At 68.5% G+C, this 24,478-nt stretch carries 22 protein-coding genes and 1 pseudogene; 16 read left to right on the forward strand and 7 right to left on the reverse strand.

Annotated elements, in window-relative coordinates; all coding sequences use genetic code 11:
• The first annotated feature begins 11 nt into the window (after positions 1-11).
• Positions 12-500: a PH domain-containing protein gene (locus ACFWUU_RS18525; protein ID WP_137256477.1), complete on the forward strand. Its 489-nt coding sequence runs from the start codon at positions 12-14 to the stop codon at positions 498-500.
• Positions 497-1,903: a PH domain-containing protein gene (locus tag ACFWUU_RS18530; RefSeq protein ID WP_380177034.1), complete on the forward strand. Its 1,407-nt coding sequence runs from the start codon at positions 497-499 to the stop codon at positions 1,901-1,903. Before ACFWUU_RS18525 ends, ACFWUU_RS18530 begins: the two co-directional genes overlap by 4 nt.
• A gap of 104 nt (positions 1,904-2,007) precedes the next feature.
• Here the strand turns inward: ACFWUU_RS18530 and ACFWUU_RS18535 are convergent.
• Both ACFWUU_RS18535 and ACFWUU_RS18540 read right to left on the reverse strand, forming a co-directional pair.
• Positions 2,008-2,643, reverse strand: a pseudogene (locus ACFWUU_RS18535) (SAM-dependent methyltransferase); the annotation flags it as partial.
• Positions 2,640-3,194, reverse strand: coding sequence for a 2'-5' RNA ligase family protein (locus tag ACFWUU_RS18540; RefSeq protein WP_380177035.1), 555 nt, complete (start codon positions 3,192-3,194; stop codon positions 2,640-2,642). The pseudogene ACFWUU_RS18535 and the gene ACFWUU_RS18540, both read right to left, overlap by 4 nt.
• A gap of 82 nt (positions 3,195-3,276) precedes the next feature.
• Between ACFWUU_RS18540 and ACFWUU_RS18545 the strand changes: the two genes are divergently transcribed.
• From ACFWUU_RS18545 to ACFWUU_RS18575, 7 genes are all read left to right on the forward strand, one after another.
• On the forward strand, positions 3,277-4,152 hold the full coding sequence (locus tag ACFWUU_RS18545; RefSeq protein WP_380177036.1) for a Rossmann-like and DUF2520 domain-containing protein: 876 nt from the start codon (positions 3,277-3,279) through the stop codon (positions 4,150-4,152).
• Positions 4,149-4,976, forward strand: coding sequence for a pantoate--beta-alanine ligase (panC, locus tag ACFWUU_RS18550; RefSeq protein WP_137256481.1), 828 nt, complete (start codon positions 4,149-4,151; stop codon positions 4,974-4,976). The genes ACFWUU_RS18545 and panC overlap by 4 nt, the downstream gene beginning before the upstream one ends.
• Before the next feature lie 22 nt (positions 4,977-4,998).
• Positions 4,999-6,666: an L-aspartate oxidase gene (locus ACFWUU_RS18555; protein WP_380177037.1), complete on the forward strand. Its 1,668-nt coding sequence runs from the start codon at positions 4,999-5,001 to the stop codon at positions 6,664-6,666.
• Positions 6,659-7,513: a carboxylating nicotinate-nucleotide diphosphorylase gene (gene nadC, locus ACFWUU_RS18560; protein WP_380177038.1), complete on the forward strand. Its 855-nt coding sequence runs from the start codon at positions 6,659-6,661 to the stop codon at positions 7,511-7,513. Before ACFWUU_RS18555 ends, nadC begins: the two co-directional genes overlap by 8 nt.
• Positions 7,513-8,277 (forward strand): type III pantothenate kinase, encoded by a 765-nt coding sequence (locus ACFWUU_RS18565; RefSeq protein WP_137256484.1) that lies wholly within the window; start codon positions 7,513-7,515, stop codon positions 8,275-8,277. Before nadC ends, ACFWUU_RS18565 begins: the two co-directional genes overlap by 1 nt.
• Positions 8,278-8,345: 68 nt before the next feature.
• Positions 8,346-8,783, forward strand: coding sequence for a hypothetical protein (locus ACFWUU_RS18570; protein WP_137256485.1), 438 nt, complete (start codon positions 8,346-8,348; stop codon positions 8,781-8,783).
• Between the two features lie 29 nt (positions 8,784-8,812).
• Positions 8,813-10,252: a multicopper oxidase family protein gene (locus ACFWUU_RS18575; protein WP_380177039.1), complete on the forward strand. Its 1,440-nt coding sequence runs from the start codon at positions 8,813-8,815 to the stop codon at positions 10,250-10,252.
• On the opposite strand, the gene ACFWUU_RS18580 is transcribed toward ACFWUU_RS18575, so the two are convergent.
• Positions 10,240-10,800 (reverse strand): carboxymuconolactone decarboxylase family protein, encoded by a 561-nt coding sequence (locus ACFWUU_RS18580; RefSeq protein ID WP_380177040.1) that lies wholly within the window; start codon positions 10,798-10,800, stop codon positions 10,240-10,242. The two genes, ACFWUU_RS18575 and ACFWUU_RS18580, sit on opposite strands and share 13 nt — an antisense overlap.
• A gap of 138 nt (positions 10,801-10,938) precedes the next feature.
• On the opposite strand from ACFWUU_RS18580, the gene ACFWUU_RS18585 reads away from it, so the two are divergent.
• Positions 10,939-12,237: a hypothetical protein gene (locus ACFWUU_RS18585; protein WP_380177041.1), complete on the forward strand. Its 1,299-nt coding sequence runs from the start codon at positions 10,939-10,941 to the stop codon at positions 12,235-12,237.
• On the opposite strand, the gene ACFWUU_RS18590 is transcribed toward ACFWUU_RS18585, so the two are convergent.
• From ACFWUU_RS18590 to ACFWUU_RS18605, 4 genes are read right to left on the reverse strand one after another with little or no spacing between them, the layout of a single operon-like run.
• Complete coding sequence (locus ACFWUU_RS18590; RefSeq protein ID WP_380177042.1) at positions 12,223-12,882, reverse strand: DedA family protein; 660 nt, start codon at positions 12,880-12,882, stop codon at positions 12,223-12,225. The two genes, ACFWUU_RS18585 and ACFWUU_RS18590, sit on opposite strands and share 15 nt — an antisense overlap.
• Before the next feature lie 46 nt (positions 12,883-12,928).
• Positions 12,929-13,876: an SPFH domain-containing protein gene (locus ACFWUU_RS18595; RefSeq protein ID WP_380177043.1), complete on the reverse strand. Its 948-nt coding sequence runs from the start codon at positions 13,874-13,876 to the stop codon at positions 12,929-12,931.
• Positions 13,864-14,310 (reverse strand): NfeD family protein, encoded by a 447-nt coding sequence (locus ACFWUU_RS18600; protein WP_137256489.1) that lies wholly within the window; start codon positions 14,308-14,310, stop codon positions 13,864-13,866. The genes ACFWUU_RS18595 and ACFWUU_RS18600 overlap by 13 nt, the downstream gene beginning before the upstream one ends.
• Positions 14,311-14,366: 56 nt before the next feature.
• Positions 14,367-14,933, reverse strand: coding sequence for a helix-turn-helix domain-containing protein (locus ACFWUU_RS18605; protein WP_380177044.1), 567 nt, complete (start codon positions 14,931-14,933; stop codon positions 14,367-14,369).
• Between the two features lie 54 nt (positions 14,934-14,987).
• On the opposite strand from ACFWUU_RS18605, the gene ACFWUU_RS18610 reads away from it, so the two are divergent.
• From ACFWUU_RS18610 to ACFWUU_RS18635, 6 genes are all read left to right on the forward strand, one after another.
• Complete coding sequence (locus ACFWUU_RS18610; protein WP_380177045.1) at positions 14,988-16,211, forward strand: MFS transporter; 1,224 nt, start codon at positions 14,988-14,990, stop codon at positions 16,209-16,211.
• Between the two features lie 9 nt (positions 16,212-16,220).
• Positions 16,221-17,741 (forward strand): lysine--tRNA ligase, encoded by a 1,521-nt coding sequence (lysS, locus tag ACFWUU_RS18615; protein WP_380177046.1) that lies wholly within the window; start codon positions 16,221-16,223, stop codon positions 17,739-17,741.
• A 229-nt stretch (positions 17,742-17,970) separates the two neighbouring features.
• Positions 17,971-18,300, forward strand: coding sequence for an Lsr2 family protein (locus tag ACFWUU_RS18620; protein WP_134109801.1), 330 nt, complete (start codon positions 17,971-17,973; stop codon positions 18,298-18,300).
• A gap of 340 nt (positions 18,301-18,640) precedes the next feature.
• A complete protein-coding gene (locus ACFWUU_RS18625) occupies positions 18,641-21,190 on the forward strand; it encodes an ATP-dependent Clp protease ATP-binding subunit (RefSeq protein ID WP_137256493.1) in 2,550 nt (849 codons plus the stop codon).
• A 279-nt stretch (positions 21,191-21,469) separates the two neighbouring features.
• Complete coding sequence (locus tag ACFWUU_RS18630) at positions 21,470-23,452, forward strand: kinetoplast-associated-like protein (protein WP_380177047.1); 1,983 nt, start codon at positions 21,470-21,472, stop codon at positions 23,450-23,452.
• 72 nt (positions 23,453-23,524) lie between these two features.
• Positions 23,525-24,469: a DivIVA domain-containing protein gene (locus tag ACFWUU_RS18635; protein WP_137256495.1), complete on the forward strand. Its 945-nt coding sequence runs from the start codon at positions 23,525-23,527 to the stop codon at positions 24,467-24,469.
• Positions 24,470-24,478: the final 9 nt, after the last annotated feature.

A 24,478-nucleotide genomic window follows, 5' to 3' on the forward strand; every position in this document is an offset into this window, starting at 1 on the left:
AGGCTGGGTACGTGGATGACCTCTTCGCACCCTCGGATGTCAGCTGGACGCCGGTGTCGCCCAAGCTGGCCACGCTGCGCCGGCTGAACGCGTCGATCGTGGCTGGGCTGGCCGCGATCGTGGCCCTGCTCGTGCTCGGACTGACGCTCGGCTGGCTGTACGGCGTCCTCGCGGTGGTCGTGATCGCGCTGGTACTGGGCTGGGCGTGGATCCTGATCGGCCGCAACCAGCGGTCCTGGAAGTACGCCGAGCGCGAGGACGAGCTGCTGGTCAGTCACGGGATCATGTTCCGCGAGCTGGTCGTCGTACCGTACGGCCGGATGCAGTTCGTCGACGTGACGGCCGGGCCGCTGGAGCGCGCGTACGGGATGGCCACGGTCGAGCTGCACACCGCCACGCCGGCCACCGACGCCAAGATCCCGGGGCTGCACCCGGATGAGGCCGGCCGGCTGCGTGACCGGCTGTCGGCCCTCGGCCAGGCGCAGGCGTGGGGCCTGTGACCACACAGACTCCCGAGCTGGTGGGGCAGCGGCTGCACCCCCTGACCCCGTTCGTCAAAGGCTGGGGGTACTTCGTCGTTGCCGCCGTCGCTCTGGTCAACAACGAGGGCCTGCGGCAGAACCTGACGTTCGCCGGCATCGGACTGGCCGCCGTACTCGTCGGCGGCATCCTGCTCGGCACATTGTCCTGGTGGTTCACCAAGTGGCAGCTGACCGGCGATGCGATCCGGGTGGACAGCGGGTTCCTGTTCCGGCGTACCAGGATCATCCGGTTCGACCGGATCCAGGCGATCGACGTCGCGCAGCCGTTCGTGGCCCGGCTGTTCGGTATGGCCGAGCTGCGGATGGATGTGGCCGGTGGAGGTAAAAGCGACGGCAAGCTGAGCTACTTCAGGTACGACGAGGCGCAGAACCTCCGTACGACGCTGCTGGTCCGCGCGAAGGGCCAGCAGGCCGCCGAGCAGCAGGAGAGCGAGCAGCAGGCCGAGGCCGAGGCTCCGCCGCTGCTGACGGTTCCGACCAGCCGCCTGCTCGGTGCGACCCTGCTGTCGTCCACCGTCGTCGGTAGTGCCGGCGCACTGATCTGGTTGATCGTCGCGACGATGGTGCTGAACTTCCACATCGGTCTGTTCGCCGGTCTGCCGCTGCTGCTCGGTGTGGTGCAGCCGATCTGGAAGCAGGTCGTCGGCAACCACGGGTTCACGCTGTCCGAGACCCGCCACGGACTGCGGACCAAGCGCGGGCTGTTCGACGTACAGCGGCAGACGATCCCGCCGGGCCGGGTGCAGGGTCTGCTGATCACCGAGCCGCTGATCTGGCGGCTGATCGGCTGGTCCCGGGTCGAGCTGGACATCGCCGGTGTGGCTGGTCAGAAGGAGGACGGGGACAACGAGCGCGAGGGCGCCCAGCTGCTACCGGTCGGTGAGCGCAGCGAGGTCGCCTATGTGCTCTCCCAGGTGCTGCCTGGGTTCGACCTGGCCGGCATCCAGATGCACATGGCACCAGAGCGGGCCAAGCGCCTCCGGCCAATCGGCTGGCGCTATCTGTCGTACGGCGTCGACGATCAGGTGATGGTCACCACGCGGGGCTGGGTGAGCCGCCGTACGTCGATCGTGCTGCACCACAAGACGCAGTCGGTACGGATGGAGCAGGGACCGCTGCAGCGGCGGCTGGGGCTGGCCAATGTGCATGTGGACACCCCGCTCGGCCCGACCGATGCCATTGCCTTGCACCGCGACCAGGCCGAGGCCGCGGCGCTCGTGCAGGCTCAGGCGGACAGGGCGCGCGAGGCACGGCGTACGGTGTCGGCGCCTCTCGCGGTCCAGACCCAGCCGAACCCGCCAAGGCCGGTGGATTCGAGCAGCTCGGCGGCTTCACCGGCCGAGGACAGCTCGGACAGGTAGCGCATCGGCTCCGTCTGCGCGAGGTGGAGGGGTGGTCTGGTTGCGCTGACGCCCAGGGCTTTCAGCGCGTCACGCTGGCTGAGGATCGTGCCGCCGAGGGAGTCCAGGGCTACGTGTGCGGTGATGTCACAGGTGCCGTCCGGTGTCGGGTCACACTCGCGGCCGTTGCGGAAGCCGGTCAGGGTTCCGTACGGCGGCCTGCTGTCGCGGACGTGGCCGTAGTCGATGGCGATCGCGACGCTGTCGTCGGTCAACCGCCGGACCACGTCCTGCCAGGCGGTGTCGCGGGTGATGCCGACCTCGGCGCGGTCACCGGGCTCGCCGGGCCGCCACTCCCGCAGCCAGTCGAGATCGTTGCCCTCGACAACATCACCCGGAGTCAGGTCGGCCGACAGATAGTGCGGCACGCCTTCGTCGTCCCACTCGACGATCTCGCACGGGATGTTGTCGAGCCACTCGTTCGCGATCACCAGCCCGGTCAGACGGTCGGGGAGTTCGTCGTCCAGCTCGACATCCAGGACGGACAGCCCCTCGGCGCGTAGCACTTTGCCCAGCTCGCCTGACCCGGCGCCGATGTCGACGACCGTAGACAGCTCGAGAAGGTGCGCGAGGCGGGCGATGGCCTGACCGAAGAGCGGGGACGCGTGCACCGACGTACGGAAGTGCTCGGACGGGCGTTGACGGCGGTAGAAGCCGTCGACGCCGTACAGCGCCTGCTGCCAGGCGTCTCGGAAGGTCATCCGAGCGGTACGGCGCCGAACTGGTGCCACGCCCCGTCCGCGTCCTCACGCCACAACCCCAGCTCGGTCAGCTGCACTGTCGGGGCCGGCGTCGCGGCCAGAGCGGCCTGCGCCTCGGCGACCACGGCCGGACCGCCCTCCGTGGACGACGAGATGGTCAGGTGCGGCTGCGCGTCCGGGAACTCACCGCCGTACGGCGGGCACTCCGGGAAAGCCGCGAACACGCTCTGGAGCAGAGAGCGCACGGTGTCGAACGGCTCCGGCTTCAACCAGGCCGTGCCGTTCGGAAACTGACCGGCTGTCGGGAAGCTGAGTTCAAACGGCTGCACGGACGAGACAGCAGACCGTAGCCGAGCGACGTCGGCGTCAGTGGGCTCCGCGACCCACGGGACCAGCACGGTCACATGCGGTGGGATCAGCTCGGTCAACGGCACCTGTGGCCGCGCACTCGACCGGGACACCGCACGCCAGCGGTCCGTGTACGCCGCCAACTCGGGAACTGTGATCAGAATCGCGGTCAATCCACTCCGCTCTGCCCACGCATCACTCACCCGCACATGCTCTCATCACCTACCCTGACAAGTAGATCGTCTGGTACCCCGCCGTGGGACTGGAACGAGAAGAGAGTGAGTGATGGAACGGATCGGCTTGATCGGAGCCGGCCGGGCCGGGACCGCCGTGGGAGCAGCCTTGGCGGCAGCCGGACATCGGTTGGTGGGAGTCACCGCGCGTTCGGACGCGTCCCGGGACCGCGCTGCCCACCTTCTGCCCGCAGTACCGGTGCTGCCCGCCGATGCGGTCACGGCACTCGCTGACGTCGTACTGGTCGCAGTACCGGACGATCTGATCCATGACGTGGCGCAGACGCTGCCGTTGACGAGTGCGCAGTACGTCGTGCACCTGTCCGGCGCGCACGGGTTGAGCCCGTTCAAGGGACTGGCTGCGACACCGGTCGCGCTGCATCCCTCGATGACCTTTCCGGGCGGCCTGGTGCCGCTGGACGACGTCATGTTCACCGCGACCGCCCCGGACGCAGCTCGTTCGGTTGTGGAGCGGCTGGTGAAGTCGCTCGGCGCACAGGTCCAGTGGGTGGCCGACGAGCAGCGGGCGAAGTACCACGCCGGTCTCGTGCACGGCGCGAACCACCTGACCACGTTGGTCTCCCAGGCGATCGCCGTACTGCGGGAGGCCGGCGTGGCGGATCCGGTGGCGACACTGCAGCCGTTGCTGGCCGCAACCCTCGACAACACGCTGCGATCCGGTCATCATGCGCTCACCGGGCCGATCGCCCGCGGCGATGTCGACACGGTGGCAGCACATCTGACAGCACTACAGGGACTGCGGGACCGGACGGCGACGACGTACGCCGAGCTGGCCCGCGCGACGGTGGAGATGGTGGTGGCGGACGGGCGGCTGGACGCGGAGACGGGCCGCCGGTTCATCGAGGTGCTGGACGGGCACCGGGCAGGAGTCCCAGGGCAGGATCGGACAGGGGAGACACCGGGATGAGACTCACCCAGACCAAGGCCGAACTGCGAGCAGCGGCCGCGATCCGGCCCCGGGCGGTTGTGATGACGATGGGGGCCCTGCACGAAGGCCATGCGGCGTTGCTGGCCGAGGCCCGCGAGCGGGTCGGACCGGACGGCAGCGTGGTGCTGACGATCTTCGTGAACCCCTTGCAGTTCGGGCCGTCGGAGGACTTCGACCGGTACCCGCGGACGCTGGCCAGCGACCTGGCGATCGCCAAGAACGAAGGTGTCGACCTGGTCTTCAACCCGTCGCGTGACGAGCTGTACCCGAACGAGCCGTCGATCACCGTGCATCCGGGCCCGTTGGCGGACGAGCTCGAAGGGGTGTTCCGGCCCGGGCACTTCTCCGGCGTACTCACCGTGGTGTCGAAGCTGCTGCACCTGACCGCGCCGGATCTCGCGCTGTACGGCGAGAAGGACTACCAGCAGCTCACGCTGATCCGCGAGATGGTCTGCGACCTGGACATGGACGTCGACATCGTGCCGGTGCCGACCGTACGTGAGCCGGACGGACTCGCGATGTCCTCACGCAACCGGTACCTGAGCGAGACCGAGCGTGACGAGGCGCTGGTGCTGTACCGCGCACTGAGCGCCGGCGCGAAGGCCGGGATGAACGGCCCGGACGCGGTCATGGCCGCGGCCCAGGCCGAGCTGGAGGCCGTTCCATCGGTGAAGATCGACTATCTGGCCCTCCGCGCACCCGATCTGGGCCCGGTCATCGGCCCCGGCGAGGCCCGGATGCTGATCGCCGCCCGCGTGGGTCTGACCCGTCTCATTGACAACATTTCCATCACCCTGCGATGAAATCCGTTGATACGGTCCCGGAATGACCGCACCCGCAGTCCCACAACGGTTGGCCGCGCCTGAACCCGGCTGGACCGACTCAGTTGACGTGGTGGTGATCGGTTCTGGCGTTGCTGGGCTGTCCGCTGCGCTGAAGGCGCGTGAGCTGGGCACCGTGCTGGTGGTGACCAAGGACGTTGTCGCGTCCGGCTCGACGCAGTGGGCGCAGGGTGGCGTTGCCGCCGCGCTCGACCCGGAGGACTCGCCCGAGGAACATCTGCAGGACACGCTCGTCGCAGGCGCCGGGCTCAGCGACCCCGAGGCCGTCCGGGTGCTCGTCACCGAAGGCCCCGACGCGGTGCGCGACCTGATCGAGCTCGGCGCACGCTTCGACACCATGGCCGACGGCGAGATCTCGCTCGGCCGTGAAGGCGGGCACCACCGCAACCGGATCGCGCACGCCGGCGGCGACGCGACCGGCGCGGAGATCGAGCGAGCCCTGGTCGCCGCGGTCAAGCGGGCCAAGGACATCCGGCTGATCGAGCACGCCCTCGTCCTCGACCTGCTCACCGCCGAGGACGGCGGGGTCGCCGGCGTCACGCTGCACGTGATGGGTGAGGGCCAACTGGACGGCGTCGGGGCGATCCGCGCCCGGGCCGTGATCCTCGCCTCCGGCGGTCTCGGACAGTTGTACGCGGCAACGACCAACCCGAGCGTGTCGACCGGTGACGGAATGGCGCTGGCGTTGCGGGCCGGGGCGAAGGTGCGGGACCTGGAGTTCATCCAGTTCCATCCGACCGTGCTCTGGCTGGGCAAGAGCGCGAAAGGCCAGCAACCGTTGGTATCTGAGGCCGTTCGCGGCGAGGGTGCGTTCCTGGTCGACGACACCGGCAAACGGTTCATGCAGGGCCAGCACGAGCTCGCCGACCTCGCGCCGCGGGACATCGTGGCGAAGGCGATCATGCGCCAGATGATTGCCACCGGCAAGGATCACGTCTACCTGGACGCCCGGCACTTCGGCGACGAGAAGTGGCGGGTGCGGTTCCCGACGATCCTGGCATCCTGCCGGTCGCACGGTATCGACCCGGTGCGTGAGCTGATCCCGGTCGCACCGGCCTGCCACTACTCGTCCGGCGGCGTGTGGACCGACCTCAACGGTCAGACCTCGGTGCCCGGCCTGTACGCATGCGGTGAGGTGGCCTGCACCGGCGTACACGGCGCCAACCGCCTCGCCTCCAACTCCTTGCTCGAAGGGCTCGTGTTCGCCCGCCGGATCTCCGCGCACCTCGCAAACGGTCTGCCCGAACGGCGTGAGCCGGTCGTCGACGTCCGTACGCCGGGCCTCGTCGACGCGGACGTCGTACCCGAGCTGCAGCGAGCGATGACCGTCGGCGCCGGCGTGATCCGGAGCGCGACCGGTCTGTCCGAGGCGGGTGCGGCGATCGGCAAGCTGATCGAGCAGCCGGCCGACGAGCCGGGTACGCCGGGATGGGAGGCGACGAACCTGGTCACCGTGGCGTCCGCGCTGCTGGCCGCCGCGACCGCCCGGGAAGAAAGCCGTGGCGCGCACTGGCGCGAGGACCACCCGGATCGGGATGATCTGCACTGGTCCGGCAGTCTGGACCTGACGCTGCCTGCCGTGGCCGAGCGGGCTGTGCCCCAGGCCACGTTCGTTCCCCACGTTTCCGAGGAGAATCACCGGCATGGATGAGACAGTCGACCGGGATTGGGTCGTTGACCTCGTGCAGGCAACCATCGAGGAGGACCTGGCCGGGGGTGTTGACGTGACCACCACGGCCACCGTCGACCCGGACCAGATCTCGGTTGCCGAGCTGGTCGCGCGCGCGGACGGCGTGGTCGCCGGTCTGGAGATCGCGGAGCTCGTATTGCGACTGGTCGCCGCCCCGGACGAGCTCGAGATCGAGCACTCCGTGCGTGACGGCGCGTCCGTGCAGGCCGGTGCCGTCCTGATGACGGTCCGCGGCAAGACCCGGCAGCTGCTCACCGCCGAACGCACCACGCTGAACCTGCTGTGCCACCTCAGCGGTGTCGCCACGCTGACCCGGCGCTGGGTGGACGCGGTCGCGGGCACCGGTGCGGTCATCCGCGACACCCGCAAGACCATGCCGCTGCTGCGGTCGTTGGAGAAGTACGCCGTCCGCTGCGGTGGCGGCAAGAACCATCGGATGGGCCTGTCCGACGCCGCGCTGATCAAGGACAACCACGTGATCGCCGCCGGCGGGGTCGCGGAGGCGTACCGGCTCGTGCGCAAGGCGTACCCGGACATCTCGATCGAGGTCGAGGTCGACTCGGTCGACGACGCGCTGATCGCGGTCGAGTCCGGCGCCGAGCTGATCCTGCTCGACAACATGGACGTCCCGCAGCTACGCGAAGCGGTCGAGAAGGTCGGCGGCCGGGCGCGGCTCGAGGCCTCCGGCGGACTGACCCTGGACAAGGCCCGCGCGGTTGCCGAGACCGGGGTCGACTTCCTCGCGGTCGGCGCGCTGACGCACTCGGCGCCGGTGCTCGACATCGCGCTGGACCTCAGGGAGGGCTGATGTTGCTGGCCGTCGCCGTCGAGAACACCAGGACGCTGGTCGGCCTGGTGTTCGAAGGCACGGTCAAGCGGCATTGGTGGGTCGGTACGGACCCCCGGCGTACGGCGGACGAATGGGCCGTGCTGCTGCAGGGCCTGCTCGCCGGTGAGTCGCCGGTGTCCGGGATCGCCGTGTGTTCCGCCGTACCGCATGTGCTGCACGAGCTGCGGGACGTCGTCTCGCGGTACTACCAGGACGTGCCGAGCGTGGTGGTCGAGCCGGGCGTGAAGACCGGGCTGCCCGTACTCGTCGACAACCCGCGTGAGGTCGGCACGGACCGGATCGCGAACGCGCTCGCCGCGGTGCACAAGTACGGCGCGCCCTGCCTGATCGTCGATGTCGGCACGGCGATCACGATCGACGTGGTCAACCCGGCCGGCGCCTTCATCGGCGGAGTGATTGCCCCAGGCATCGAAACCGCGACCGACGCGCTCGGGTACGCGGCCGCGCAGTTGCGCCGGGTCGAGCTGGTCCGGCCGCGGTCGGTGGTCGCGAAGAACACCGTCGAAGCCCTGCAATCCGGTGCGATCAACGGCTTCGCCGCACTCGTCGACGGCCTGGTCGCACGGATCCGGACCGAGCAGTCTCTGAACGCGGAGAGTCCCGTCGTGCTCACCGGCGCGCTGGCTCCGCTCCTGATCGACCAGCTGACGACGCCGGTCCGCGACGAACCGTTGCTGACGCTGCACGGTCTGTACCAGGCGTACGCCCGCAACCACGGCTGAGGTTTTACCCTCTTGTGCCCTTGAGGTGATCTGCATCACCATGAGGACAGCCATATTGGGGGGAAACCATGAGAGCTACGTATCGGGTACTCGCAGGTCTTATTTCGATCGGCGTTCTGGTTCAGGCGATGGCCATCGCGGTCGCCTGGTTCACCGCACTGAAGGATGTCGACGGCGGTCTGGTGATCGACAAGAACTACGACGGCAACTGGGGTCACAGCCTGCACGGGATCGTCGGGTCGATGATCATCCCACTGCTCGCGATCCTGCTGCTGATCGTCTCGTTCTTCGCGAAGGTCGACGGCGGCGTCAAATGGGCGTTGTACGTGTTCGGTCTGGTCGCGCTGCAGATCGCGTTCGCCTTCGCGGCCTTCGCCGCGCCGGTGATCGGCGCGCTGCACGGGGCCAACGCGCTGGCGCTGCTGGCGGTGGCAGGTATGGCCGCCCGGCGAGCCGCCGGTGCACCGGCCACGGCAGCGGCTCCGTCCACCGAGGCGACCGCTTAGATGCCTTTGGCAACTGACAGGCGGTGGCCGTGAAGTTGCGGCTGCCGCCTCGCCGGGTGCTGGTCGGGCTGCTCGCGACAATCGTCGTATTGACGCCGATCGTGTTCTTCTGGGCGCGGAGCCTGGTCCCGAACGACCTCTCGCCGATGTCGATGGGGTACGCCGACTACGGCGGCGGGCCGGCGTCGGAGCATGAGCACCACGGGGTCGACGTCAGCGAGCTCACCGGGCCGCCCGACCAGAAGCCCGATGTCGCCGTGGATCTGGTCGCGCGCAAGGAGCACTTCGACATTCCCGGCCGAGGTTCATTCGACGGGTACACGCTGAACCACACCTCGCCCGGGCCCCGGATCGTCGCAAAACAAGGCGATCTGATCCAGGTCACGCTGCACAACGACAACCTGCCCGACGGCGTCACCCTGCATTGGCACGGTGTCGACGTACCGAACGCCGAGGACGGTGTCGCGGGCGTCACGCAGGACGCGGTCCAGCCGGGGCAGTCGTACGTGTACCGCTTCGTGGCGAAGGACGTCGGCACATACTGGTACCACTCGCACCAGATCGCGCACGAGCAGGTGCAGAAGGGCTTGTACGGCGTACTGATCGTCCAGCCCGCACCCGGTGACGTGATCGCCGCCGTGCACACGTACGACAAGATCCGCACGGTCAACGGCGAGTACGGCGAACGCCGGGCAAAGGCACCGGGTCCGACGGCTCGCGTGCGGGTGATCAACACCGACAACGGACCGATGTCGATCTGGGTCGACGGGGCGTCGTACAAGGTGGTCGCGGTCGACGGGACCGACGTGAACGCGCCGACCGAGGTGAGCGGGAAGAAGGTGCTCGTGACCGCCGGCGGGCGGGTCGATCTGGAGCTCCGTACGGACAAGCCGGTGCGGATCGGGCTCGGCGGTGGACCGACGACGCTGGTGATCGGGGACGGCGACGCGCCGACCGGGACCGAGCCGACGGACCGCGTCGATCTGCTGACGTACGGGTCACCGAAGGCGATCGGCTTCGACCCGTCGAAGGCGACGCGGGTGTTCCGGTACGACATCGGCCGGCGGATCGGCTTCTTCGACGGCAAGCCCGGGCTGCGGTGGTGGACGATCAACGGGCAGCAGTACCCGGACGTGCCGATGTTCGTGGTGGACGAGGGCGATGTCGTCCGGATGACGATCAAGAACACCTCGGGGCAGGTCCATCCGATGCACCTGCACGGCCACCACCTCGTCGTACTCAGCCGGAACGGAGTGAAGGCGACCGGGAGCCCGTGGTGGACGGACTCCCTCAACGTCGAGGACAAGGAGTCCTACGAGGTGGCCTTCGTCGCGAACAACCCGGGCATCTGGATGGACCACTGCCACAACCTGCCGCACGCCTCACAGGGCCTGATCACACACCTGATGTACAACGGCGTCAGCACGAAGTTCCACCTCGGCGGCGGGACGGACAATCACCCCGAGTAGATCGGCCGGCCGACGATCAGCGCAGTACGGAGGGTTTCGGGCAGGTCGTTGAACGCCGAGTCGGGCTGCGTGCCGGTGGCGTCCAGGGTCTTGGAGAAGAACGCCCGCGCCGCGGCGGCCAGCGCGACGTCGAGTACGTCGGCGTCGGTCAGACCGACCGCTTTCAGTCCGTCGACGTCCGCCTGGGTGACGGTGTCGGCTCCCAGTGCGACCTTCCGGGCGAAGGCCATCACGGCCTGGTCGACCGGGTTGTTCGGCGGCTCGTCGACGAGCGCCGCTACCTCTTCGGCGGTGTAGAACTTGTCGGCCAGTACCTGTCCGTGCGCGAGGCTGCAGTAGCTCGACTTCAACGCGGTCGCGGCGGCAAGCGTGGCCAGCTCGTAGCGGCGCAGGTCCATGGACTCCTTGATCGCGCCGTTCAGCTGCTTCCACGCGTCGTACACGGCAGGTCGGGCCGCGAACGTCCGGACGAAGTTCGGCACGTGCCCGGCCGGCGCACGGTTCGCCTCGAAGAACTCCGGTTCTTTCGGTGTGTCGATGAATGCCATCGTGGTTCCCCCCTCTGTGGCTCCTCTCACGGTAGGAGCGTGATACCGATCCGGCAACGGCGATGGGAATCCGGTACTCCTGACTGGGTATGGTTCACGAGGTTCGGTTGTGAGGCAGCCTGAGACGAGGTGGTACGGGTGCGGCGGGTGTTTGCCGTGGCGCTGGCAGTGGTCGCCAGTGCGACCTTGCTGACCGCGTGTGCCTCGGATCCGGCGCCGACCGATGTGGCGGTCGCCTGGGCGCCCAACGGCCGGGCGGCGGTGCTGGTGACCTGGAAGGACGCCGGCCAGCCGAACCGGATCACGATCGAGGGTGTGCTCAGCGAGAGCCCGTCGTACGTGAAGTACATCCCGGCCGGTGACCCGAACCGCTGGGAGATCCCGACCTCGGCGTTCCCGCCGGACGGGAACTACAAGGTCGCGGTGGCGACCGGGACGTCGCAGGGCGGCGTGACCAGCAAGCTCACCAAGTCGCCGGTGTTCGACACCGACGGGCCGGTGCGGCCGAGCGCGGCCGCGGTGGCTCCGCAGGGCCGCGGCGTACTGATCAGGTGGTCGGTGCCGGTCGCGCCCCAGGACTTCACCCCGAACGATCCGCTCGACATCAAGGGCAAGAAGACGCAGCGGTACGTGCCGATGATCGGTCGGCCCGGCCAGATGCTGAAGGTGATCGGCCCGGCGACGACGTCGAACCGGCAGGTGATCAAGAGCATCAAGCCGCCGTACGTCTTCCAGCTCCGCACGGGGAACGAGTGGAGCACGCAGATCGGTGGACAGGTCCTCGGTCTGACCAGCTCGATCAGCGGCGCGGTGCCGCCGCTGGCCCAGTTCAGCGTGCCGATCCGGGTTCGCGGCCGCGTCATCCTCCGGACCGCCGGCTGCGAGCTCGAGAGCCCGTGCACGAGCCAGCGCGCGACACCGGCCGGCGTGCCGGTGGTGGTGCTGACCCAGGTCACTCCGGGCGCCCGGTGGACCCCGGCGGCACGCGGTACGACGACGGGCGGTGGGTACTACGACATCGCCGTACCGACCGGTGGGAGTCGGCCGTACAAGATCACCGTGCCGGTGTACTCGAAGGCGGGCATGATCACCGGGACGTCGACGAGCAGACCGGCGTACACGAAGAGTGTTGTCCGGGTGGCGTCGGCCGGGTTCGCCGGTGGGGACACGGCGAAGAAGGCCGGGTCGATGGTGACGATCTCGGCGACGGTCAAGCCGGCCATGAACACGACGGTGATGCTGCAGGCCTGGAACCGGCAGACCCGCACCTGGGCGAACCTCAAGGCGATGGCGATGCGGCAGGGCCAGACCGCACTGGCGTTCAAGGCCGGGCAGCCGGGCGACTTCGTCTACCGGTTCGTGATCCCGGGCGCGATGATGTTCGGTCGTCCGATGCAGGGCATCACCACGGCGGGTCTGCAGCTACACGTCCGCTGACTCCGCCGGCGTCGGCGCCGGTACTTCGGTGTGCTTGCTCCGCTTGCGGACCTTGTGGACGACGTAGAACGCGACCACGACGACCGCGATCCCGACCAGCGCCCACAGCGACACCCGGCCGAAGATCTTGTCGGCGTTGTCACCGATCTTGTAGGCGACGATGCCGATGGTCGCGGACCAGGCGATACCGCCGGCGGCGTTGGCGGCCAGGAAGCGCGGGTAGTGCATCCGCAGCATGCCGGCCATCGGGCCCGCGAAGATCCGCAGCAGCGCGACGAACCGGCCGAAGAACACCGTCCAGACGCCGTACTTGTGGAAGTACTTCTCGGCGCGGACGATCCGGTCCTCGGAGAAGTGGTGGAACCGGCGGCCGAGTCGTTCGAACAGCCGGCGGCCGGCCTTGCGGCCGACGAAGTACCCGATCGAGTCGCCGATGATCGCACCGGCGGCCGCCGCCAGGATCACGAACTCGATCCGCAGATGGTGCTGTGAGGCGAGCAGTGCGGCCGCTACCAGGGTGGTCTCACCCGGCAGCGGCACCCCCATGCTCTCGACGCCGATGACGAGTCCGACCACCAGGTACGCAAGGACCGCCACTCCGGTCGGGATGGCGATCGCCTGCGCGAGCAACAGAGGTTCCCCCATGCACCCATAGTGACATCGAGGGACAACCGATTTGGTGACGGGGCAACTATGTCCGGGGAATCTCAGGGTTGTGCCCGTTCCCCGACGGGATCGGCGGCGGCGGGATCGAGGGGATCGGCGGTATCGGCGGTATCGGCGGGATCGAAGGGGTGGCGGGCGTCGTCTCACCGGTGAACGCCTTGGTGACGTTCTGCAATGCCGTGGTGACCTCGGACGGGATGACCCAGAACGTGTTGCCGGGTCCCTTGGCGAGTTCGGGCAGCATCTGCAGGTACTGGTACGCGAGCAGCTTCGGGTCCGGGTCGTTGCGGTGGATCGCGTCGAACACGGTGTCGATCGCCTTCGCCTGACCCTCGGCGCGGAGGATCGCGGCCTGCCGGTCACCCTCGGCGGTCAGGATCCGGGACTGGCGCTGGCCCTCGGCGTTCAGGATCGCGGCCCGCTTCTCCCGCTCGGCCCGCATCTGCTTCTCCATCGACTCCTTGATCGAGGCCGGCGGCTCGATCGCCTTCAGCTCGACCCGGTTGACCCGGATACCCCACTTGCCGGATGCCTCGTCGAGGACCCCGCGGAGGATCGAGTTGATGTGCTCGCGCGATGTCAGCGTCTTCTCCAGGTCCAGCGCGCCGATCACGTTCCGCAGGGTGGTCACAGTCAGCTGCTCGATCGCCTGGATGTAGTTCTGGATCTCGTACGCCGCCGCGCGCGGATCGGTGACCTGGAAGTAGAGCACGGTGTCGATGTGGACGACCAGGTTGTCCTCGGTGATGACGGAGTTCGGCTGGAACGAGACCACCTGCTCGCGCAGGTCGATCAGTTGCCGGGGCCGGTCGATGAACGGGATCACGATGTTCAGCCCGGGCTCCAGCGTGCGCAGGTACCGGCCGAGGCGCTCGACGTTGCTCGCCCTGGCCTGCGGGACGATCCGGACGGTCCGCAGTACCAGCACGACCGCGAGCAGTGCGACGACGATTCCGATGATCAGTTCGGCCATGGCTCCTCCTGAGGATGGACGAGGGCGGTGGCCCCCTCGATGGCGAAAACGTCGACCCGGGTGCCCGCGGGGATGTGCAGGTGGGGGTCGTACGAACGGGCGCTCCACTCCTCGCCGCCGATCCGGACGCGGCCCGCGTCCCGATCGCAAGGAGCGAGCACCACGGCCTCTCGTCCGATCAGGGCGGCCACCCCGGTGCGCAGATGGGGGTGTCCGGTCAGGTGCCGACGCGCTACCGGCCGGACCAGAACGGCCAGCGTGGCGGCGGTGACTGCGAAGGCGAGCACCTGGAAGCCGATGCCGAGTCCGATCCCGGCGATCGCGCCCGCGGCCAGCGCCGCGAGGGCGAGCAGGAGCAGGTCGAAAGTCGCAGCCATCAACTCAGCCGTGCCGAGGACGGCGGCGACGATCACCCATAGGACCCAGGACTGCATCACAAGTACCTCTACTTCGAAGGTACTCCTGGATACGTGGTTGTGTAGCTAACGGTTCAGCTCTGTTCGGGCGGCTTCCCGGTCGGCACGATGGCCACCAACGTGCTCACCGTCCGGGTGCCGGCCGGACGCTCGGTCGCACTCCTGCCCTTGCGGTACTTGTCGATCAGCGCCGTGACCTCATTGGCGAGGTCGGTCGCCTCGTCGTGGGTCAGCCACAGCCTGCTGCGACTGAGCGAGCTGAGCTCCTCCCACGGGTCGTCGGCCGGCAGTTCCTCGAACTGCTCGATCAGCCGGTCGACGTAGCCCCGCATCATCGCCTGGGTCGCCAGCCGGCCCGCACCCTCGGACTGCGAGGCGATCTTCAGTCCCGTGCCCAGCGCCCGCCACGGGCGCTCGCGGCCGTCCTCGGAGCTCTCGGCCCGCTCGATCAGACCCCAGCGTTCCAAGGCGCGCAGGTGATAGCTGGTCGCCGACGGGGTCAGCCCGGCCAGCTCGGCACACTCCGTCGCGGTCAGCACCCGGCCGCTGTAGAGCTCGTCGATGATCAGCTGCCGCGCCGGGTGAGCGAGTGCCCGGATCGCCCGCGGGTCCGAGATCTCCACCCGTTTCTGCTTCGCCACGATCGTCACCCTACCTGTTGACGACGGTAGATGTGAAGCATTAACTTCATATCTATGAAGCAAACCCTTCAGACTTCGATCTGGTCGCACCGCGACATCCGCCTGGTGCTGCCGGCCCGTGCGCTCTCCTATGCAGGTGACTCGATCGCCCTGATCGCGTTGATGCTGCGCGTGTCCGACGGCCACGGCCCGGCCGCGATCACCGCTCTCCTGCTCGCGTTCGCCGTACCGACCGTCGCGATGATCCCGTTCGCCGGGCGGATCGTGGACGGGTTCGATTCGCGTACGGTCCTGGTCTGGTCGGGTCTGCTCCAGGTCGCCGCGGGCGTCGGTCTCGCCTTCGTGCACGACCTGATCAACACCCTGCTTCTGGTCTGCGTTCTTCAAGTAGGACAGGCCGTTGCCGGTCCTGCGTGGGGAGCGCTGATCCCGCGGATCGTCGGCGAGGAGCTCGTCGGCCGGACCACTGGTACCAGCCAGGCGCTGATCGGTGTTGCGACGCTGGCGGGCTCCGCGGCCGGTGGCGTGCTGGTCGGAGCGGCCGGGACCCGTGGCGCTCTGCTCGTCGATGCCGGGACCTTCCTCGTCCTGGTCCTTGTCGCACAGCTGGTTCGGACTCGCCGTCGGCCGGAGCCGACCGCTCCGCACGAGCGTGGGGGAGTGTCTGCCGGGCTGCGTGCCATCTTCGGCGACGACGTACTGCGGATCCTGGTGCCGGCGCTCTGGGTGTTCGTCCTCGCCGGCGAGGCTGTGAATGTCGTGGAGGTCTTCCTGATCACCGGCGAACTCGGCCTCGGCCCCGGCCTGTACGGCGCTGCGGGCGCGGCCACCGGCGCCGGTGCGATCCTCGGCGCCTGGTACAGCGGCCGGCTGCGTGACGACCGGGCCCGGTCCCTGGCGGTGGTCGCCGGGATGGCGGCGATCGGCGGGTCCAGTGTGCTGATGGGTCTGGCCGGGAACTTCGTGACGCTGATGATCGGGGCCACCACGATCGGCATCGGCAGCGGGCTGCTGAACGCGGCGACCAGCGCGCTGGTGGTGATGCGGTCGTCCGAGTCGGTCCGCGGCCGGGTGCTCGCGGCCCTGAACGGGACGGTCCGCTCGTTCAGCATCCTCGCGATGCTGCTGGGCGGTCTGGCCGGTGCGCTGCTCGGTCCGCGCGGGACGTTCGTGACCGGCGGGGTGGCGTGTGCGGTGGCGTCCGTTGTCGTCGGAGCGCTGGTCCTGAGGATCAAGCACGGAACAAAGGATTCGGAGCTGGAGGTGGTCAGTCACTAGCCTTAAGCTATGACTGATACGCACGTGGACCCGGTGAACCCCGACAACGGGCAGGACGACCTGCCCGAGCAGATGCGGGTTCGCCGGGAGAAGCGTGACCGGCTAGTGGCCGAAGGCGTCCCGCCGTACCCGATCTCGGTGCCGCGGACGCACCTGCTGAAGGACCTGCGGGCGAAGTACGACAGCCAGGACCTGGAGCCCGACACCCGGACCGGCGAGCAGGTCGCCGTGGTCGGCCGGGTGATCTTCCTGCGCAACACCGGCAAGCTCTGCTTCGTCCGGCTCCGGGAGGGCGACGGGACCGAGCTGCAGGTGATGCTGTCGCTGGCCGACCTGGGCGAGGAGGGGCTGGCCCGGTTCAAGCAGCTCGTCGACATCGGCGACCTGCTGGCCGTTCAGGGCGAGGTCATCACCAGCCGGCGCGGCGAGCTGTCGGTGCAGGTGACCGGGTGGCAGCTGGCCGCCAAGACCCTGCGCCCGCTACCGAACGAACACAAGCCGCTCAGCGAAGAGGCCCGCGTCCGGATGCGGTACGTCGACCTGATCGTCCGGCCCGAGGCCCGCGAGATGGTCCGCGCGAAGGCAGCCGTGCTGAAGGCGCTGCGCGCGACGTACGACGAGCACGGCTTCGTCGAGGTCGAGACGCCGGTGCTGCAGCTGACCAACGGCGGCGCCGCGGCCCGTCCGTTCAGCACGCACCTGAACGCGTTCGACCAGGAGATGAAGCTGCGGATCGCGCTCGAGCTCGACCTGAAGCGGGCGATGATCGGCGGCGTCGACCGGGTCTACGAGATCGGCCGCACGTTCCGCAACGAGGGGCTGGACTCCACCCACTCGGCGGAATTCTCGATGATCGAGGCCTATCAGGCGTACGGCGATTACGACTCGATGGCCGAACTCATCCAGGAGCTGATCCGGAACGCCGGCCGTGCGATCGGTCGTACGACGATCACTGCGCGCGACGGTTCGACCATCGACGTCGAGCAGCCGTTCCGGCACGCGACGCTTTTCGGGCTGCTCTCCGAAGCGGTCGGCGAGAGCGTCGACGTGACCACCGACCTGGCCACTCTGACCAAGTTGGCCGAGCAGCACGACGTCGAGCTGCAGCCGGGCCGGAATGTCGGTGAGATCGCCGTCGACTTGTTCGAGAAGCTGTGCGAGCACACGCTGATCCAGCCCACCTTTGTCCGCGACTATCCGGAGTCGGCACGGCCGTTGGCCAAGCCGCACCGCGAAATTCCGGGCCTGGTCGAGGCCTGGGACCTGTTCGTCAACGGCGTCGAGCTCGGGGTCGCGTACTCCGAGCTGAACGACCCGGTGATCCAGCGCGATCGCCTGGTGGCACAGTCGTTGCAGGCCGCGGCCGGTGACCCCGAGGCAATGGAGCTGGACGAGGACTTCCTCCGCGCGATGGAATTCGGGATGCCGCCGGCCGGTGGCATGGGGATGGGCTTGGACCGGTTGGTGATGCTTCTCACCGGGACCGGTATCCGGGAGACCATTCTCTTCCCGTTGCTCCGGCCGGAATGACGGTCCGAATCCCCCGTCAGATCGTTGCATAGCACAACGGACTGGTTCCGCAAATCCGGGGTCGAATGCATTCCGGTCCAGCCGCTTACGAGTGGGATGAATACTCAAAGTTACGATGGCTGTGCGGCGTCGATGAATGACACGAACCCGGTTTGTGCGGTACAAATCAGGTGCTAACAATTCGGCAGGGGGATTGTGCCCGATGGCGGGCGCGGAAAGGTTGTCATCGATGGCGCAAAGGGTTCAGGTGGTTCTCGAGGACGATCTCGACGGCGGTAAGGCCGACGAGACCGTCACCTTCGGGCTGGACGGAACGACGTACGAGATCGACCTGTCCAAGAAGAACGCCGCAAAACTGCGGGACGCACTGGCCGCTTATGTCGGCTCGGGGCGCCGGGTCTCCGGCCGCCGCGGCGGCGCGGGCCGGACGCGGGGCCGGGGCCGCTCGGCGTCGGACTCCGCCGACATCCGGGCCTGGGCCAAGGAGAACGGCTACGAGGTCAGCGAGCGAGGCCGGATCTCCGCCGAGGTGCGCGCGGCGTACAACGAAGCCAAGTAACTTTTCGACCGCCGGTCCCGGCTCCCTTCATTGGGATGCCGGGACCGTCCGCATTCCGGTTGTTTCACAGAGTGGGACACGGCGTGTCGGATCTGGTGACTGACCGGACAGGTAGTTGGGGAAATTCGCTGGTGGCGAACACGCTGTCTGATCGGGTCGGAGTGGGAACACGCTGGTGATCAGTGCGGTTGTTCCCTTGTGATGCCACCCGGGCAGTCGATGGAAGCGTGATCGGATGTTCGCCGAGAGCGAGCCTGTCGGCGCCGGGGACTAGCATGCATGTACGGGGGTCGGCCAACACGGCACGTCCGACTCCTCTGAGGCAAGGAGCGCTTTGGCGATGTTTGAACGATTTACGGACCGCGCCCGTCGGGTAGTCGTCCTGGCTCAGGAAGAGGCCAGGATGCTCAGCCACAACTACATCGGGACCGAGCACATCCTGCTCGGCCTGATCCACGAGGGTGAAGGGGTCGCCGCCAAGGCTCTCGAGAGCCTGGGTATCTCGCTCGAGGCCGTTCGTTCCCAGGTCGAGGAGATCATCGGCCAGGGGCAGCAGGCCCCGAGCGGGCACATCCCGTTCACCCCCCGCGCCAAGAAGGTGCTGGAGCTCTCCCTGCGCGAGGCCCTGCAACTGGGCCACAACTACATCGGCACCGAGCACATCCTGCTCGGCCTCATCCGCGAGGGTGAGGGTGTCGCAGCGCAGGTCCTGGTCAAGCTCGGTGCGGACCTGAACAAGGTCCGGCAGCAGGTCATCCAGCTGCTGAGCGGTTACCAGGGCAAGGAGACCTCGACAGCCGGTGCGCCCACCGAGGGTGCGCCGAGCAGCTCCCTGGTGCTCGACCAGTTCGGCCGGAACTACACCCAGTCCGCTCGTGAGGCGAAGCTCGACCCGGTGATCGGGCGCGAGATGGAGATCGAGCGGGTCATGCAGGTGCTGTCCCGGCGGACCAAGAACAACCCTGTCCTGATCGGTGAGCCGGGTGTCGGCAAGACCGCCATCGTGGAAGGTCTGGCCCAGCAGATCGTCCGTGGCGACGTCCCGGAGACGCTGAAGGACAAGCAGATCTACTCCCTCGACCTGGGTGCCCTGGTGGCCGGTTCGCGCTACCGCGGTGACTTCGAGGAACGCCTGAAGAAGGTGCTCAAGGAGATCCGCACCCGCGGCGACATCGTGCTGTTCATCGACGAGATCCACACCCTCGTCGGGGCCGGTGCGGCCGAGGGCGCGATCGACGCCGCGAGCATCCTGAAGCCGATGCTGGCCCGTGGTGAGCTGCAGACCATCGGCGCGACCACCCTCGACGAGTACCGCAAGTACGTCGAGAAGGACGCCGCGCTGGAGCGCCGGTTCCAGCCGATCCAGGTGGCCGAGCCCTCGATCGCACACACGATCGAGATCCTCAAGGGCCTCCGCGACCGGTACGAGGCGCACCACCGGGTGACGATCACCGATGCCGCGCTGGTCAACGCCGCGCAGATGGCCGACCGGTACATCTCGGACCGGTTCCTGCCGGACAAGGCGATCGACCTGATCGACGAGGCCGGGGCCCGGTTGCGGATCCGCCGGATGACGGCTCCGCCGGACCTGCGCGAGTTCGACGAGAAGATCGCGACCGTTCGCCGGGAGAAGGAGTCGGCGATCGACGCGCAGGACTTCGAGCGCGCCGCGCGGCTGCGCGACGACGAGAAGAAGCTCATCAACGCGAAGTCCGAGCGGGAGAAGCAGTGGAAGGCCGGCGACATGGATGTCGTCGCCGAGGTCGACGAGGAGCTGATCGCCGAGGTGCTCAGCACCGCGACGGGCATCCCCGTGTTCAAGCTGACCGAGGAGGAGTCCTCCCGGCTGCTCGACATGGAGAAGGAACTCCACAAGCGCTACATCGGCCAGGAAGACGCGGTCAAGGCGCTGTCCCGCTCGATCCGGCGTACTCGCGCCGGCCTGAAGGACCCGCGTCGCCCGAGCGGCTCGTTCATCTTCGCCGGCCCGTCCGGTGTCGGTAAGACCGAGCTGTCGAAGGCGCTGACCGAGTTCCTGTTCGGCGACGAGAACGCGCTGATCAGCCTCGACATGTCGGAGTACTCGGAGAAGCACACGGCCTCCCGGCTGTTCGGCTCGCCTCCGGGGTACGTCGGCTACGAAGAGGGTGGCCAGCTGACCGAGAAGGTCCGCCGCAAGCCGTTCTCCGTGGTGCTGTTCGACGAGGTGGAGAAGGCCCACCCGGACATCTTCAACTCGTTGCTGCAGATCCTGGACGAGGGTCGTCTGACCGACGCCCAGGGCCGCGTGGTCGACTTCAAGAACACCGTCATCATCATGACCACGAACCTGGGTACCAAGGACATCGCCAAGTCGGTGAGCCTCGGCTTCTCCCAGGCCAACGATGTCGGCGGCTCGTACGAGAAGATGAAGGCGAAGGTCACCGAGGAGCTCAAGCAGCACTTCCGGCCCGAGTTCCTGAACCGTGTCGACGAGATCGTGGTCTTCCACCAGCACACGATGGAGGACATCGTCCGGATCGTGGACCTGATGGTCGCCCAGATCGAGCAGCGGCTGAAGGACAAGGACATGGGGATCGAGCTCACCCCGGCGGCGAAGAAGCTGGCCGCCGAGCGTGGCTTCGACCCGGTCCTGGGTGCCCGTCCGTTGCGTCGCGCCCTGCAGCGTGACATCGAGGACGTGCTGGCCGAGAAGATCCTGTTCGGGGAGCTGCGTCCCGGCCAGATCGTCCTGGTCGACGCGATCCCCGAGGGCAAGGTCAACGACGACGGCGTGACCGAGTTCTTCACCTTCAAGGGCAACGAGAAGTCCTCGGCGTCCGACCTGGAGCTGACCGACCTGACCGCCGGCGGCGGCACCGGTCCGGCGTCCGGAGTGCAGGACTCGTAACCACGGCGAACCCAGAAGGCCCCGCTCCGGCGGGGCCTTCTGCATGTCCGGCGACACGCTCGATTTGCGCGGATGCTACTGATTGGTCGTATCGTCCTGCGGAGCGTGACCACTTCGATACAGGAGTGGGTCGCGCCCGCCAACGTATCGATGGGAAGATCGCGCAACTGCTGATGAAGCAGTTACCTACCGCCTGTCTACCGCGTTGTTAACCCTGTGAGCACGCTGTTCGGACCCGGACTGTCGGAAAGGGGGCCGGGGATGGAATCATCTCGTCGCATGGACGCTCCGCGTCTGCCCCTGACCCAGGAACCGGTCGCTGACACCGGTTCCTTTGGCGTGCGGCAGGCCGGCGGCGTACTGGAGCGGGCCCAGCGGATCGCGGACACGTTGCGCGAGCAGGCCGAGCACGAGAACGACCTGGCCCGCGACGAGGCCGGCCGGATCCGCGCCGAGAACGAGCGCCTGAAGGCCGAGGCCGAGGCCGCCGCCCGCAAGCTCCGGACCGACGCGATGACGGCCGCCCAGCGGGTCCTGAACGACGCGGAGCGGGCCGCCGAACAACTCCGTACCGACTCCGAGGCCGAGGCCGAGCGGGTCCGCTCCGAGGCCGAGGAAGCCGCCGACCGGCTGCGCGCCGAGTCCACCGCCGACGCCGATCGGGTCCGGCGGGATGCTGCCGCGGCGGCCGACAAGCTGACCGCCGATGCGAACGCGGAGGCCGAGCGGGTCCGTTCCGAAGCTACCGCGATCGCGGAGCGGCTGAAGACCGAGTCGGAGTCCGCCGCCGAGCAGCTCCGCGCCGCCGTCGCCGACGAGGTCGCGAAGCGCCGGTCGGAATCGGAGGCAGCGGCCGAGAAGCTGCAGATCGAGAGCCAGGCGAGCGCCGACCAGCTGCGCGCCGAGTCGCAGGCCGCGGCGCAGCGCCGGATCGCCGCTGCCGAGAGCGAAGCGGCTCGCGTCAAGGAAGAGGCCGACGAGCTGCTCGAAGAGGCCCAGCTGGCCCGCGAGTCGGCGCAGTCCACCGTCGAACGGGCCGGCAAGGAAGCGCAGCAGCTGGTCTCCGACGCCGGCGAGCAGGCCGCGCTGGTGTCGCAGGCCGCCGCGCGCAACGAGGCCGCCCTGATCGCCCGGGCCGAGTCCGAGGCCGGCGACCTGCGGGCCGCGGTCGAGCGCGAGGTCGAGGTGGCCCGGGAGAAGTCCCGGCGCGAGATCGGCGAGGCGCATGCCGAGATCGAGCGGCTGCGCGGCGAGAACCGGACCGAGCTGGAACGCCGTACGGCGGAGCTCGAGGAGACCGAGCGGGCCAAGCTGGCCGCGATCTCGCTGGAGATCGACAAGCTGCGGGCCGAGGCCGTCGCCGAGATCGCCGAGCGCAAGGCCGAGGCCGAGGCCGGCAACGAGCGGCTGATGGCCGACGCGAGGGCCCAGGCCAAGCTCGTCGTCGACTCGATCGAGGCGGACCGCCGGACCGCGTCGGGCGAGGCGCAGCGGATCGTCGAGGACGCGAACAAGGTGGCCGAGGCGGCGATGGCCGAGGCCGAGAAGCAGACGCTGTGGAGCAAGAAGACCGTCGACGACCTGATCGGCGCCGCGGAGACCGAGGCGCAGTCGATCCGCGACGCGGCCGCCGCCGACGCCACCGAGCTGATGCGGCAGAAGCGGGCGCACCTGCGTCGCGTCGTCGGCCGCTCGACCAGCCGCCTGAAGCAGACCCAGGACGCGATCGCCAAGGAGAACGCCGAGCTGACCGCGCTCGCCGAGACCACGCTGTACTCCGCCGGCGAGCAGGCCGAGGCGACGCTGGCCGCCGCCAAGCAGGAGGCCGAGAAGGTCACCGCCCAGGCGCAGGCCCGGGCCGACCGGCTCAAGGGCGCGGCCGCGAACGACGCCCGCGAGATCATCGAGCGGGCCAACCGCCGCGAGGCCGAGGCGGAGGCCGCGACCCAGCATCTGCGCGAGCGCGCGGCCAACGACCTGGCCGAGGCACAGCGCCAGTCGCACGAGCTGATCCGCAGGTCGCGGGGCGAAGCCCAGCAACTCGAGGCCCAGGCCCGCGACCACGCCGATAGTCTTCGGGCACAGGCACGAAAACTTCTCGCCGAAGCCGAGGCGAGGGTCGCGGCGTTGAACCAGCGCCGTGATGAGATCACCAAGGAGCTCACCCAGCTTTCGGGTGTGATCGAGGCACTCGCTGTACCGGGGTTCCGCCCAGGTGGTGGAATGTCCTCCAGTGAGGGTTCCACGGGGGAATCAGGATGAGGACGTGACAGTCAGATCCTTGTCAGTGACAATGTGTGATCCACCCACCCATCGAAGTGAGCATCGGAAAACATGAGCAGTGAAAGCCCAACCCCGTTCCGTACCGTTCTGCGTGGCTACGAGCCTGCCCAGGTGGACCAGCACATCCGTGAGCTGACCACCTCTCTGACTGCGCTGCAGCAGCAGTCCGAGCAGCTGCAGCGTCATGTACAGGAGCTGCAGTCCCGCACGGACGCAGCGGAAGCGGCCGTCATCTCCGCCCAGGAGGACTCCAAGGACCGCACGCCGACCTTCACCGAGTTCGGTGAGCGCGTCGCGAAGATCCTGTCGCTGGCCGATGACGAGGCCCGTGACCTGGTGACCCGCGCCCGCACCGACGCGGAGGCGATCGTCGCCGACGGTGAGTCGCACGCGAAGAAGGTCCGCAAGGAGGCCGAGCAGTACTCCCTGGACTGGAAGAGCGAGGTCGACGCCGAGGCCGCCCGGATCCTCGAAGAGGCCCGGACCCAGGCCGACGACATGCGCGACGAGGCCGAGCGCGACGCCACTGCGCGCCGCAGCGAGGCCCAGGCGCTGTACGAGCAGGAGCGGGCCAAGTCCGCTCAGGCCGCGGCTGCCTTCGAGACCACCCTGGCCGAGCGCCGGGGCAAGGTCGAGCAGGAGTTCGCTGCCCGCACCGCGCTGGCCGAGCAGCAGCTGGCCGCCGTCACCGACCGCGCTGCCCAGGTGCAGCGGGAGGCCGACCGGTCGCGTTCCGAGGCCGAGCGGTTGTCGCAGCAGCAGCTGGCCGACGCCAACCGGCAGGCCCAGGAGATCGTCGCCGCCGCGAAGGACAAGTCCGAGCGGATCCGCGCCGAGTCCGAGCGTGAGCTCGCCGCCGCGACCCAGCGTCGCGACAGCATCAACGCGCAGCTGACCAACGTCCGCCAGATGCTGGCGACGCTGTCCGGCAGCCCGGCGATGCCGCTCGACCTGCTCGCCGACGACGAAGAAGAAGCCGCCGGCAAGAAGAACTGAAGCAGGATC

Origin of the sequence: Kribbella sp. NPDC058693 (assembly GCF_042715335.1) — a bacterium.
In the GTDB taxonomy this organism is placed as follows: domain Bacteria; phylum Actinomycetota; class Actinomycetes; order Propionibacteriales; family Kribbellaceae; genus Kribbella; species Kribbella jiaozuonensis.

Coding starts and splice junctions, on each gene's coding strand:
- ACFWUU_RS18545 (WP_380177036.1), top strand. CDS start 3,277: ATGGAACGGATCGGCTTGATCGGAGCCGGCCGGGCCGGGACCGCCGTG.
- lysS (WP_380177046.1), top strand. CDS start 16,221: ATGACTGATACGCACGTGGACCCGGTGAACCCCGACAACGGGCAGGAC.
- ACFWUU_RS18590 (WP_380177042.1), bottom strand. CDS start 12,882: ATGGGGGAACCTCTGTTGCTCGCGCAGGCGATCGCCATCCCGACCGGA.
- ACFWUU_RS18570 (WP_137256485.1), top strand. CDS start 8,346: ATGAGAGCTACGTATCGGGTACTCGCAGGTCTTATTTCGATCGGCGTT.
- ACFWUU_RS18595 (WP_380177043.1), bottom strand. CDS start 13,876: ATGGCCGAACTGATCATCGGAATCGTCGTCGCACTGCTCGCGGTCGTG.
- ACFWUU_RS18630 (WP_380177047.1), top strand. CDS start 21,470: ATGGACGCTCCGCGTCTGCCCCTGACCCAGGAACCGGTCGCTGACACC.
- ACFWUU_RS18620 (WP_134109801.1), top strand. CDS start 17,971: ATGGCGCAAAGGGTTCAGGTGGTTCTCGAGGACGATCTCGACGGCGGT.
- ACFWUU_RS18555 (WP_380177037.1), top strand. CDS start 4,999: ATGACCGCACCCGCAGTCCCACAACGGTTGGCCGCGCCTGAACCCGGC.
- ACFWUU_RS18610 (WP_380177045.1), top strand. CDS start 14,988: ATGAAGCAAACCCTTCAGACTTCGATCTGGTCGCACCGCGACATCCGC.
- ACFWUU_RS18635 (WP_137256495.1), top strand. CDS start 23,525: ATGAGCAGTGAAAGCCCAACCCCGTTCCGTACCGTTCTGCGTGGCTAC.
- nadC (WP_380177038.1), top strand. CDS start 6,659: ATGGATGAGACAGTCGACCGGGATTGGGTCGTTGACCTCGTGCAGGCA.
- ACFWUU_RS18625 (WP_137256493.1), top strand. CDS start 18,641: ATGTTTGAACGATTTACGGACCGCGCCCGTCGGGTAGTCGTCCTGGCT.
- panC (WP_137256481.1), top strand. CDS start 4,149: ATGAGACTCACCCAGACCAAGGCCGAACTGCGAGCAGCGGCCGCGATC.
- ACFWUU_RS18580 (WP_380177040.1), bottom strand. CDS start 10,800: ATGGCATTCATCGACACACCGAAAGAACCGGAGTTCTTCGAGGCGAAC.
- ACFWUU_RS18565 (WP_137256484.1), top strand. CDS start 7,513: ATGTTGCTGGCCGTCGCCGTCGAGAACACCAGGACGCTGGTCGGCCTG.
- ACFWUU_RS18600 (WP_137256489.1), bottom strand. CDS start 14,310: ATGCAGTCCTGGGTCCTATGGGTGATCGTCGCCGCCGTCCTCGGCACG.